The sequence below is a fragment of the Pseudomonas sp. A125 genome, assembly GCF_055409485.1.
Genome location: NZ_JBUZVP010000024.1, coordinates 107,180 through 117,759, shown reverse-complemented (window position 1 = coordinate 117,759; position 10,580 = coordinate 107,180). Strand labels below are relative to the sequence as shown.

The following is a 10,580-nucleotide window of genomic DNA, read 5'->3' as shown; positions in this document are numbered from 1 at the left end:
TTGATCTTAGGCGCCCCGTCAACCACGCTGGCCGAACGCAGGTAGTACGGAGCGGGTAAACCGGCAGGACGCCGGTTTAGCCGCGACGGGGCAGGGACGGCCCGTCGCGGCGGCCCGCTTCGTGCTGCCGGAGTTGAGGGCACACCGAGCCTAAGCGAGGTGCCGAGTGGTGGGGCAAGAGCCTTTTGGTTACTTTTGGGCTCCTTTCAAAAGTGACCCGCTGTAAAAGCGGAACCAATAGCAGCCCTGACAAAAACAACGGATATACACACCAAACCCCAAAGCTGGCCCAACTCTTGCTGTACCTCCTGTAACCGCACCCTCGACCCCTGTGCGGCGGAGACTCTTCATATGGCAATCACCTCGAACTCGCTGCTTCAGGCGGCCTCTGCAGCCAAGCCTCAAGCGCCCGCGGCCAATCCGCCGGTAGCCGCTGCAGACCCGCGGGACAAGGCCCCGGGCTTCGCTCAGGTGTTCGCCAAACACGCCCCCGCGCCTGCGGCAAAACCCACCGACACACCCACCAAATCGCCCCGCGACAAGCCGGCGGACACCAGCACCAAGCCCGCAGCCAATAACGACAAGCCTGCCGCCGGCACCCCAGCAGTTGCCGATAACGGCAAGACTTTGCCTGCCACCCCGCCAGCCAAACCCGATACCCCGGACACCACCGCCAAGACCGATGACGATGCCCCGGCAGACGATCCGTCCCTGGCCCAGCAACCTCCGGTCGACCCCGCTGTCGACCCGGCGCTGGTGGCCGCAGTGGTGCCTGTTCCCGTCCCTGTTACGCCTGCGCCTTTAGAAACACCGGCACCGGCTGCGGCAAAAGACGACAAAACCCAGCCAGTCGTGGCACCGCCGGTGGCCGCCACGGACGATGCCAAACCCGCCTTCGACCCCGAGGCCGATCCGCTGGATGCGATGCCCACCGTGCGCCTGGCCATGGAGCAAGGCGGGCACGTTTCCGCCAGCAGCCAGGCCCCGGCAAAAAACACTTCAGCCCCAACCCAGGACCAACCGACTGCCGCGCAGAGCTTCGCCACCGGCCTTGCCAATATGGTCGATCAGCAGGCGACCAAGGACAGCACCGACCAGGGCGGCGACAAAGCCTTTACCGGCCTGATCGAAGGCGGTCTCAAGGACCTGAAGGACGCCAGCAGCGACACCCGTGTCGATGACTTCGCCAACCGCCTCGCCGCGCTGACCCAGGCCGCCACGCCGAAAACCGCAAATGCCCTGCCGCCGGTGGCCAATGCGCCGCTGGCCATGCACCAAAGCGGCTGGACTGATGAGGTGGTGAACCGGGTCATGTACCTGTCCAGCGCCAATCTCAAGTCGGCGGAAATCCAGTTGCAGCCCGCTGAACTGGGCCGCTTGGACATCAGTGTGAAAATGTCCGCCGACCAACAGGCGCAGGTCACCTTCATGAGCGGCCACGCGGTGGTGCGTGAAGCCCTGGAAAGCCAGTCGGGCCGCCTGCGCGAGATGTTCGCCCAGCAGGGCATGGGCCAGGTTGACGTCAACGTGTCCGACCAGTCCCGTGGCTGGCAGGGTCAGCAGGGCCAGGACCAGCAACAGCAGAACCAGGCCCGCGGCGTCAGCGGCAGTGGCGGGCGTGGTGATGGGGCTGATGGCGGCGGTGTCGGTGAAGTGGCCGAAGTTGCAGCGCCGGCGATTCAGTCGGTGATCGGCTCCAGCGCCGTGGACTATTACGCCTGATCTGAGCTTGGTGGCCATCCTGTGGCGAGGGAGCTTGCTCCCGTTGAAGGGCGAAGCCCTCCCAAGCTTTTCGCCGCCGTACTCCGGTTAAACCTTGCTCTCTGATTTGGGGCTGCTTCGCAGCCCAACGGGAGCAAGCTGCCTCGCCACAGGGATCGTCCCTGTTTCGTCAGTCTTCATGACAACTCTGGCATAACACTTGCTCTTGCCTTCCGCATAACTATGAATCCCCGAATAGTGACGGATTATTGGCATGGCGAAGAGCGACGACGTAGCAAAAGCACCCGCAGGCAAGGGCAAGCTCAAGCTTATCCTGCTGATTGTACTGGGCTTGATCCTGGCGATCGGCGTGTCCGTGGGGGCTACCTGGTACTTCATGCACAGTGCCAGCAGCAAACCGGCAGCGACCGCCGAGGCCAACCCCAACGTCAAGCAACCGGCAATCTTCGAGCCGATGCTTCCGGCGTTTGTCGCCAACTTCAATCAGAACGGCCGTCAACGCTACCTGCAGGTGAGCATTACCCTGCTGGCGCGTAACCAGGCCGACCTGGATGCCCTCAAGGTGCACATGCCCGTGATTCGCAACAACCTGGTGATGCTGTTCTCCGCTCAGGGCTTCGACACCCTCGTCACCCCGGTGGGCCAGGAAATGCTGCGCCAGAAGGTCACTGCCAGCGTGCAGGAAGTGGCCCAGAAGGAAGTCGGCAAGCCTGTGATCGAGCAGGTGCTCTTCACTAATTTCGTATTGCAGTAGGATCACGACATGGCCGTGCAAGACCTGCTGTCCCAGGATGAAATCGATGCGCTACTCCATGGCGTCGACGATGGTCTGGTACAGACCGAAATGGCTGCCGAGCCCGGCAGCGTCAAAAGCTACGACCTGACCAGCCAGGATCGCATCGTCCGTGGACGCATGCCGACCCTGGAAATGATCAACGAGCGTTTCGCCCGTTACACCCGCATCAGCATGTTCAACATGCTGCGCCGCTCGGCAGACGTGGCGGTGGGCGGCGTGCAGGTGATGAAGTTCGGTGAATATGTGCACTCGCTGTACGTGCCCACCAGCCTCAACCTGGTCAAGATCAAGCCGCTGCGCGGTACCGCGCTGTTCATCCTCGACGCCAAGCTGGTGTTCAAGCTGGTGGACAACTTCTTCGGCGGTGACGGCCGTCACGCCAAGATCGAAGGCCGTGAGTTCACCCCGACTGAATTGCGCGTGGTGCGCATGGTGCTGGAGCAGGCCTTCATCGACTTGAAGGAAGCCTGGCAGGCGATCATGGAAGTCAATTTCGAGTACATCAACTCGGAAGTGAACCCGGCCATGGCCAACATCGTCGGCCCCAGCGAAGCCATTGTGGTCTCCACCTTCCATATCGAACTCGATGGCGGTGGCGGCGACCTGCACGTGACCATGCCGTACTCGATGATCGAGCCGGTGCGCGAGATGCTCGACGCTGGCTTCCAGTCTGACCTCGACGACCAGGACGAACGCTGGGTGAAAGCCCTGCGCGAAGACCTGCTGGACGTCGACGTACCCCTGAGCGCCACCGTGGCCCGTCGCCAGCTGCGTTTGCGGGATATTTTGCACATGCAGCCGGGGGATGTGATTCCCGTCGACCTGCCGGAAGAACTGATCATGCGCGCCAATGGCGTGCCGTCGTTCAAGGTCAAGCTCGGTTCTCACAAAGGCAACCTGGCGTTGCAAGTGATTGAACCGATCAACCGTCGCTGATCCAACCTAATTTCTGCTCCGCCGAGGACATGTAATGGCTACTGAACACGAAAACACTTCCGCCGAAGACCAGGCCCTGGCTGACGAGTGGGCGGCTGCCCTGGAAGAAACCGGCGATGTCGGCCAGGACGATATCGACGCGTTGCTGGCGGCCGATGCGGCCACCGCACCGGTCGGCAATCGCATTCCCATGGAAGAATTCGGCAGCGTGCCGAAGAACAACGAGCCGGTGACCCTGGACGGACCGAACCTGGACGTGATCCTCGACATCCCGGTGTCGATTTCCATGGAAGTCGGCAGCACTGAAATCAACATCCGCAACCTGCTGCAACTCAACCAGGGTTCGGTGATCGAGCTGGACCGCCTGGCCGGCGAGCCGCTGGACGTGCTGGTCAACGGCACGTTGATCGCGCATGGCGAAGTGGTGGTGGTCAACGAGAAGTTCGGCATCCGCCTGACCGACGTGATCAGCCCGAGCGAACGCATCAAGAAGTTGCGTTGATATGAAGCGCTCATTGGTAGGACTGTTATCCACGCTGCCCTTGAGCGTAATGGCAGCAGAGCCGGTCGCCCAGGCAGCCGCACCGGCGCTCGGCAGCGGCGTGGGCGGGCAATTGACCCAACTGGTGTTGGGTTTGTTGCTGGTGGTGGGGCTGATCTTTGTGCTCGCCTGGGTGCTGCGCCGCGTGCAGCGCATCGGCCCTGGCAATGCGCAGGTTATCGAACTGGTAGGTTCGCGCGCCCTGGGCCCGCGGGACCGGCTGGTGCTGGTGCAAGTGGGCGATGAGCAGATTCTGCTGGGCATCACCCCCGGCCGCATCACCCCGCTGCACGTGCTCAAGACGCCTGTGGAAGTGGCCCAGACTCAAGCGGCCACACCGGAATTCGCCCAGCGCCTCATGGAGTTGCTGGGCAAGGATCAGAAGGATAAGAAGTAATGCGCGTTTTATTGACGCTCATGCTGTTGCTCGCAGCGCCGTTGGCGTTTGCGGCGGACCCGTTGTCGATCCCGGCGATTACCCTGGGCACCAACGCGGCGGGCGCGCAGGAATATTCGGTCAGCCTGCAGATCCTGCTGATCATGACCGCACTGAGCTTCATCCCCGCGTTCGTGATGCTGATGACCAGCTTCACCCGCATCATCATCGTGTTCTCGATTTTGCGTCAGGCCCTCGGCCTGCAGCAGACGCCGTCGAACCAGATCCTCACCGGCATGGCGCTGTTCCTGACGCTGTTCATCATGGCGCCGGTGTTCGACAAGGTGAACCAGCAAGCCCTGCAACCGTACCTGGCAGAAAAAATGACCGCCCAGGATGCGATCGACAAGGCACAAGGCCCGATCAAGGATTTCATGCTGTCGCAGACCCGTTCCAGCGACCTTGAGCTGTTCGTGCGCTTGTCCAAGCGTACCGACATCGCCAGCCCCGACATGGCGCCGCTGACCATCCTGGTGCCGGCGTTCGTCACCTCGGAGTTGAAGACCGCGTTCCAGATCGGCTTTATGATCTTCATTCCGTTCCTGATCATCGACCTCGTGGTTGCGAGCGTGCTGATGGCCATGGGGATGATGATGCTGTCGCCGCTGATCATTTCGTTGCCGTTCAAGATCATGCTGTTCGTGTTGGTGGACGGGTGGGCGCTGATTATCGGCACCCTGGCCGGCAGTTTTGGTGGGGTATAGAACATGACGCCAGAAGTAGCGGTCGACCTGTTTCGTGAAGCGCTGTGGCTGACCACCATGATGGTCGCCGTGCTGGTGGTGCCGAGCCTGTTGGTGGGCCTGCTGGTGGCGATGTTCCAGGCCGCGACCCAGATCAACGAACAGACCCTGAGCTTCCTGCCGCGCCTGCTGGTGATGCTGATCACCCTGATCGTCGCCGGCCCGTGGCTGGTGCAAACCTTCATGGAATACATCCTGCAGTTGTACGGCAGTATTCCGCAGTTGATCGGCTGACCGCGTGAATTCGATGTTGGCGTTGACCGACACCCAGATCAGCACCTGGGTGGCGTCGTTCATCCTGCCGTTGTTCCGGGTTACCGCAGTGTTGATGACCATGCCGGTGTTCGGCACCACCCTGGTACCGCGGCGCATTCGCCTGTATTTCGCGGTGGCGATCACCGTGGTCATCGTGCCGGGCTTGCCGCCGATGCCGCCGGTGAATGCGCTGGACCTCAGCGCGATGATGCTGATCGCCGAGCAAATCATCATCGGCGCCTTGCTGGGCTTCTCGCTGACGCTGTTCTTCCAGGCCTTCGTGATCGCCGGGCAAATCATCTCGATCCAGATGGGCATGGGCTTCGCGTCCATGGTCGACCCTACCAACGGCGTGTCGGTGGCGGTGATCGGGCAATTCCTGACGATGCTGGTGACCTTGCTGTTCCTGGCGATGAACGGCCACCTGGTGGTGTTCGAGGTCATGACCGAAAGCTTCACCACGTTGCCGGTGGGCAGCGGGTTGGTGGTCAATCATTTCTGGGAGCTGGTGGGGCGCTTGAGCTGGGTGCTGGGTGCTTCGTTGCTGCTGGTACTGCCGGCGATCACCGCGCTGCTGGTGGTCAATATCGCCTTTGGCGTGATGACCCGCGCGGCGCCGCAGTTGAACATCTTCTCTATCGGTTTCCCGTTGACCCTGGTGCTGGGCATGGGGATTTTCTGGGTCGGCATGGCTGACATTCTCAATCAGTATCAACCGCTGGCGACCGACGCCTTGCAGTTCTTACGTGACTTGGCGCGGGCGCGGTAAGCCATGGCCGAGAGCGAGAGTGGCCAGGACAAAACAGAAGACCCCACGGAGAAACGTAAAAAGGACTCCCGGGAAAAGGGCGAGATTGCCCGCTCCAAAGAGCTCAATACCCTGGCGATCATGCTCGCCGGTTCCGGTGGGCTGCTGATCTACGGCGGTGGCTTGGCCCTGGACCTGATGGAGCTGATGCGCCTGAATTTCTCCCTGCCCCGTGACGTGCTGTTGAGCCCGGGCGCCATGGGCTTGTACCTGCTGCACTCCGGCAAGATTGCGATCCTGGCGGTGCAGCCAATCTTGATCACCTTGCTGCTGGCCGCTTTGATCGGGCCGATCTCCCTCGGCGGCTGGCTGTTTGCCGCCGGCAGCATGGCGCCCAAATTCAGCCGCATGAACCCTGGCCCCGGGCTCAAGCGGATGTTTTCCACCAAGGCCCTGGTGGAACTGCTCAAGGCCTTGGCCAAGTTCATCCTGATCCTGTTCGTGGCGTTGACGGTATTGTCATCCGACATCGATGACTTGCTGCGCATTGCCCATGAACCGATCGAACTGGCGATCATCCACAGTGTGCAAGTGGTGGGCTGGAGTTCGCTGTGGATGGCCTGCGGGTTGATCATCATTGCCGCGGTGGATGCGCCGATCCAGCTGTGGGAAAGCCACAAGAAGCTGCTGATGACCAAGCAGGAAGTGCGCGACGAGCACAAGGACCAGGAAGGCCGCCCCGAGGTCAAACAGCGGATTCGCCAGCTGCAGCGCGAAATGTCCCAGCGCAAGATGATGGCCTCGGTGCCCGACGCCGACGTGGTCATCACCAACCCGACGCACTACGCCGTGGCGCTCAAATACGACCCGGAGAAGGGCGGGGCGCCGATGTTGCTGGCCAAGGGCAGTGATTTTACCGCGTTGAAAATCCGTGAAATTGCGGTGGCCAATGATATTTTGCTGCTGGAATCGCCGGAGTTGGCGCGGTCGATCTTCTACTCCACCGACCTGGACCAGGAGATCCCGGCCGGGTTGTATCTGGCGGTGGCGCAGGTGCTGGCGTACGTGTACCAGATCCGCCAGTACCGCGCGGGCAAGGGCAAGCGTCCGGACCCGCTCAAAGACCTGCCAATTCCGCCGGATTTGCGTCGCGATTCTTGAGGTTGCTGAACAACCCTGCGGGCAGCCGCTTCGCTTTTTGTGGTGAGCGGGCTTGCTGTGGTGAGCGGGCTTGCCCCGCGCTGGGCTGCGCAGCAGCCCCATAACCGGCAACCTCATAGTGCCTGACACGCTGCAGTGATTTTTGCCGGGTCTGCTTCGCAGCCCAGCGCGGGGCAAGCCCGCTCACCACATGGTGTTTAGCGATACCTCATTGGCGCTGACTGCTCAATGTCATCCAGCACCCGATCTGCCAACAACCGCGCTACCTCAATCAGCTGCGCAATCCCCAGCGCGCCTTCCCGTTTTGATCCTTCCAGCTCAAAAGCAAAGTCGCAGGTCAGGGCGTGGGCCGAAGCCAGTGTTTCGGTGAGGTTGACCAGCAGGTCTTCGGTGCTGATGCCGTCGATGACGGTGAACAGCACGACGGGGGTGTTGTGGGTTTCGGAATCGAGTGGAGGGTTTGGTGTGGGTTTGATCATTGTGAAGCTCCTGAATTAAATGGAGCTGCCACTTATCGCCGCGACGCGATGGGGTGGTAGCTGTACGCAGGTTCGCGGACCGGGATCAGGAAACCGGCATACCCGAAGGTATCCCGCGCACAGCCACCATGGCGCCGCACAGTAGACGATAAAAAGGCGTCAACTGAAAGCGGACAATGGCGCTTTGCGCCTGAATTCACTCGGGCCGCGACGCCCGCCCGCTGCGTTTGCAGCGGTGCCCGAAGACTAGAGATCGACTTTCCCACCGGCAACCCTAAATACCTGTCGGACGTTTCGCGCACCCTTAAATACCTAGCTGAACGGTCAGTTGTTTGGCTTCAGGGTCTTCGTCAATATCCCCTGCGCGTCATTCAGGCGCGATCCCACGCCTCATGAATCAACACCCTCGCGGTGTTCGAGCCCGCTTGGGCGCCAGAAAAGGACAGCACAATGGAAGATGCAAAAACAGCAGGCCAGCACCTCGTGGACGAGTCCATGGCCAGGCAAGCTGCACGTCCCGTTAAAGCGACTTATGACTATGCAACATTGGGTTCCAATACTCGAATGCGCGGCGAGATAGTTACTGCCAGCACCGGTGTATTGATTGTTGAGTACGCAGACGGCGACGGTATCCCGGGTCTTCTGCAGCCCGGCTACTTGATAGAGAGCCAGATGTGAGGCGCTACAACATCACCGACGGGGCGAAAACCACGGCACGCGGTGTGGTTAAGGCCGGCCTTGATGGTGCAGAAATCGAAGGGAAGCTGATTGCCCGGGAAGGCGACAGAGTTGCCTGCCCAACCTGCGAAAGCCTGGGTGTTATCGAATGCATCGGCCCTCGTCTGGTTCAAACGTGGGAAGGGCGCCAAACGGCTCTGGACGGCGACCTGTGCCGATGTAAATGCAGCCCCCCGCCCACGTTGATCGCCAACCAAAGCCTGATGTACCAGAACCTGGAGCCGGCCCGGCAGCCCGGTGTTACTCCACGAAACATGCCGCCCGCAGACAGCTCGGCGCCTTCCCGATTCGTCACACCGACTATGACGAGTCGACCGGCAAGTATGTGCGTATTTGCCAAGTCCTGCGTTTCCGTGCGGGCCGGTTCGACAGCGGCGGGAGAGGCTCCCGAGCGTGCAGCCAATTTTGGCGCTGTAGCACTGATGGGCTCGACAGGTACGGGTGGCGCTGTCGGGCGTGTGGCAGGAACGCTGGGCGCGGATCTTGGTGCCTGGGCTGTTCGTGGACTTACCGGAGCTGCTGCCGGAGCCAGCTCTGCGTTCAATATCATGATGTTGGCTTTTTGGCCACGGGATATCGGGGATTCAACGCTGTACAGCCCGGAGCAATTGGCGAGCATGCAAGTTGCCAGTACCCGGGTGCGCTTCCAGTTTCGTCTGGATGAGGCTGGAGACATGCGGGTTTACGGCCTGCATACAAGGCCGGGCAGTGGCGCCGATCGTGTGCCGGTAACACAGGCCAGATGGAGCGCCGACAAGAGCGCGATGGTGGCTGTATTGGACGGTATTTCCATCATCTGGACGCCGAACAACGGCCCGGTGGTGAATGCGCCGACGCCTTATCCCGGTACCCCTGAGAGGTTGGATAACCTGCTGGTGCATCCGATTCCGGTGGGGCAGGAGACGGGGATTACGCACTATCCGGGACGGGATGCTGAGGACGTTACCTGGCAGGATACGATCATCACGTTTCCTGCTGATTCGGGTGTGCCGCCGTTGTATTTGGTGTTTGCCAAGCCGGCGGTAAAGCCGTTGGAGGTAGATACTTACGGTGCATTCAGTGGACGACCAAGAAACGGTTTACATGTGGATCACATGCCCTCTCAGGCCGCCTTGAAGCGTTATTTGGAAGCAAAAGCAGAGCTTGATGATGATGAAATCGGAGCATTAATGAGGAGTGTTGGCGGCATCGCTATTCCTGCACGGGTTCATCAAAGGTTTAGCGAGACATATGGCGGTAGAAATACTAAGGCTAGGCAACGTTTGGACGCCGGCGATCTGCGGGAAGCAGTTGAGAGTAATTTCGATGCAATAAAGCATTACCTGTTAGAGGAGGGGTACTCGGAGTCTGAACTTGAGGGCGCGCGTGCCAAACTGCACAAAGTAAATGAAGATCAGGGGTGGTACTGATGGACTCTTTCACAATAAACGGCTGGCTGGTGGGGCTTGGTCGCACCTATGGTGAGCTTGTCAGCGAAGGTGCAATTCTTAACCTTCCGTTGAAGCCAATGTTTGACACGCCTGACAATGAGGATTTACTTCAGAATCCTGCAGCTGGCGTGAAGCTATGGTTTTGGGCTGATTCCAAGCGCTTGAAAAAAGTAATGATCACTTTGATCCAGACAGTTGGCCAGCCGGTCTATACAGGTCAATTGCCTGAACCGTTCGGGCTGCATATGAACCGGGGTTCAGTGCGTAACGTTCTCGGGGAACCGAATGAGTCGAAACTCCCTGTCAAGCTTCCCGGTGGTCTTGGGATGCGAAGTGGCTCAGATACTTATTATCTGACTCAAGCGGCTTATCCTAACGTTAAGGTGACGTTCAGCTACCTCGAAAACCTGTCCGTGAACAACATTAGCTTCTCCCTGATCAAGGTCGACCAAGACTGATCGTTTTCGTACGCCCAAAGCAAAAAAGGGGGCGCATTTATTTCGTCGAAGATAAATGCGCCTACCCAACAAAAATCCTCCTCCCGTCCCCCTCAAGCAAAAGTTGGAAGGCTTCTTGCAATACCGCCTCCAGGACG

Annotated in this window: 13 protein-coding genes; 12 read left to right on the top strand and 1 reads right to left on the bottom strand. The window is 60.1% G+C overall.

What is annotated here, in order from left to right; genetic code table 11:
* Positions 1-351: 351 nt before the first annotated feature.
* The 9 genes from ACZRN6_RS27000 to flhB all read left to right on the top strand — a co-directional run bounded on the left by ACZRN6_RS27000 (position 352) and on the right by flhB (position 7,338).
* Entirely contained in the window at positions 352-1,722 is a 1,371-nt protein-coding gene (locus ACZRN6_RS27000; RefSeq protein ID WP_464009254.1) for a flagellar hook-length control protein FliK, read from the top strand.
* 253 nt (positions 1,723-1,975) lie between these two features.
* The gene (gene fliL, locus ACZRN6_RS26995; RefSeq protein WP_322146644.1) at positions 1,976-2,476 is read left to right on the top strand and encodes a flagellar basal body-associated protein FliL; all 501 of its coding nucleotides are present in this window, start codon (positions 1,976-1,978) and stop codon (positions 2,474-2,476) included.
* Positions 2,477-2,485: 9 nt separating this feature from the next.
* Positions 2,486-3,454, top strand: a complete 969-nt coding sequence (gene fliM, locus ACZRN6_RS26990) for a flagellar motor switch protein FliM (RefSeq protein WP_003214559.1) — start codon at positions 2,486-2,488, stop codon at positions 3,452-3,454.
* A 34-nt stretch (positions 3,455-3,488) separates the two neighbouring features.
* Positions 3,489-3,956, top strand: coding sequence for a flagellar motor switch protein FliN (fliN, locus tag ACZRN6_RS26985; protein WP_010166093.1), 468 nt, complete (start codon positions 3,489-3,491; stop codon positions 3,954-3,956).
* Between the two features lies 1 nt (position 3,957).
* Positions 3,958-4,392, top strand: coding sequence for a flagellar biosynthetic protein FliO (gene fliO / locus ACZRN6_RS26980; protein ID WP_177043039.1), 435 nt, complete (start codon positions 3,958-3,960; stop codon positions 4,390-4,392).
* Positions 4,392-5,135: a flagellar type III secretion system pore protein FliP gene (fliP, locus tag ACZRN6_RS26975; protein ID WP_322146640.1), complete on the top strand. Its 744-nt coding sequence runs from the start codon at positions 4,392-4,394 to the stop codon at positions 5,133-5,135. Before fliO ends, fliP begins: the two co-directional genes overlap by 1 nt.
* A gap of 3 nt (positions 5,136-5,138) precedes the next feature.
* Positions 5,139-5,408 carry a flagellar biosynthesis protein FliQ gene (gene fliQ, locus ACZRN6_RS26970; RefSeq protein WP_003214552.1) on the top strand — a complete coding sequence of 90 codons (270 nt, stop codon included), beginning with the start codon at positions 5,139-5,141 and terminating at the stop codon, positions 5,406-5,408.
* A gap of 13 nt (positions 5,409-5,421) precedes the next feature.
* The gene (gene fliR / locus ACZRN6_RS26965) at positions 5,422-6,198 is read left to right on the top strand and encodes a flagellar biosynthetic protein FliR (RefSeq protein WP_003214551.1); all 777 of its coding nucleotides are present in this window, start codon (positions 5,422-5,424) and stop codon (positions 6,196-6,198) included.
* A gap of 3 nt (positions 6,199-6,201) precedes the next feature.
* Positions 6,202-7,338 carry a flagellar biosynthesis protein FlhB gene (gene flhB, locus ACZRN6_RS26960; protein ID WP_177043040.1) on the top strand — a complete coding sequence of 379 codons (1,137 nt, stop codon included), beginning with the start codon at positions 6,202-6,204 and terminating at the stop codon, positions 7,336-7,338.
* A gap of 197 nt (positions 7,339-7,535) precedes the next feature.
* Here flhB and ACZRN6_RS26955 read toward each other — a convergent pair whose 3' ends face one another.
* Positions 7,536-7,817: a DUF6124 family protein gene (locus tag ACZRN6_RS26955; RefSeq protein WP_322146636.1), complete on the bottom strand. Its 282-nt coding sequence runs from the start codon at positions 7,815-7,817 to the stop codon at positions 7,536-7,538.
* 450 nt (positions 7,818-8,267) lie between these two features.
* Here ACZRN6_RS26955 and ACZRN6_RS26950 point away from each other — a divergent pair, with 450 nt between their 5' ends.
* From ACZRN6_RS26950 to ACZRN6_RS26940, 3 genes are read left to right on the top strand one after another with little or no spacing between them, the layout of a single operon-like run.
* A complete protein-coding gene (locus ACZRN6_RS26950; RefSeq protein WP_322146634.1) occupies positions 8,268-8,495 on the top strand; it encodes a hypothetical protein in 228 nt (75 codons plus the stop codon).
* Positions 8,492-9,964 (top strand): S-type pyocin domain-containing protein, encoded by a 1,473-nt coding sequence (locus ACZRN6_RS26945; protein WP_464009253.1) that lies wholly within the window; start codon positions 8,492-8,494, stop codon positions 9,962-9,964. The genes ACZRN6_RS26950 and ACZRN6_RS26945 overlap by 4 nt, the downstream gene beginning before the upstream one ends.
* Positions 9,964-10,443, top strand: coding sequence for a DUF6392 family protein (locus tag ACZRN6_RS26940; protein ID WP_322146630.1), 480 nt, complete (start codon positions 9,964-9,966; stop codon positions 10,441-10,443). The genes ACZRN6_RS26945 and ACZRN6_RS26940 overlap by 1 nt, the downstream gene beginning before the upstream one ends.
* The last annotated feature ends 137 nt before the right edge of the window (positions 10,444-10,580 follow it).

What these genes read in the sequence shown, in the direction of transcription:
- fliQ (WP_003214552.1), top strand. Translation starts at nt 5,139, where the DNA reads ATGACGCCAGAAGTAGCGGTCGACCTGTTTCGTGAAGCGCTGTGGCTG.
- fliO (WP_177043039.1), top strand. Translation starts at nt 3,958, where the DNA reads ATGAAGCGCTCATTGGTAGGACTGTTATCCACGCTGCCCTTGAGCGTA.
- fliR (WP_003214551.1), top strand. Translation starts at nt 5,422, where the DNA reads ATGTTGGCGTTGACCGACACCCAGATCAGCACCTGGGTGGCGTCGTTC.
- ACZRN6_RS26955 (WP_322146636.1), bottom strand. Translation starts at nt 7,817, where the DNA reads ATGATCAAACCCACACCAAACCCTCCACTCGATTCCGAAACCCACAAC.
- ACZRN6_RS26950 (WP_322146634.1), top strand. Translation starts at nt 8,268, where the DNA reads ATGGAAGATGCAAAAACAGCAGGCCAGCACCTCGTGGACGAGTCCATG.
- ACZRN6_RS27000 (WP_464009254.1), top strand. Translation starts at nt 352, where the DNA reads ATGGCAATCACCTCGAACTCGCTGCTTCAGGCGGCCTCTGCAGCCAAG.
- flhB (WP_177043040.1), top strand. Translation starts at nt 6,202, where the DNA reads ATGGCCGAGAGCGAGAGTGGCCAGGACAAAACAGAAGACCCCACGGAG.
- fliN (WP_010166093.1), top strand. Translation starts at nt 3,489, where the DNA reads ATGGCTACTGAACACGAAAACACTTCCGCCGAAGACCAGGCCCTGGCT.
- fliM (WP_003214559.1), top strand. Translation starts at nt 2,486, where the DNA reads ATGGCCGTGCAAGACCTGCTGTCCCAGGATGAAATCGATGCGCTACTC.
- fliL (WP_322146644.1), top strand. Translation starts at nt 1,976, where the DNA reads ATGGCGAAGAGCGACGACGTAGCAAAAGCACCCGCAGGCAAGGGCAAG.
- ACZRN6_RS26940 (WP_322146630.1), top strand. Translation starts at nt 9,964, where the DNA reads ATGGACTCTTTCACAATAAACGGCTGGCTGGTGGGGCTTGGTCGCACC.
- fliP (WP_322146640.1), top strand. Translation starts at nt 4,392, where the DNA reads ATGCGCGTTTTATTGACGCTCATGCTGTTGCTCGCAGCGCCGTTGGCG.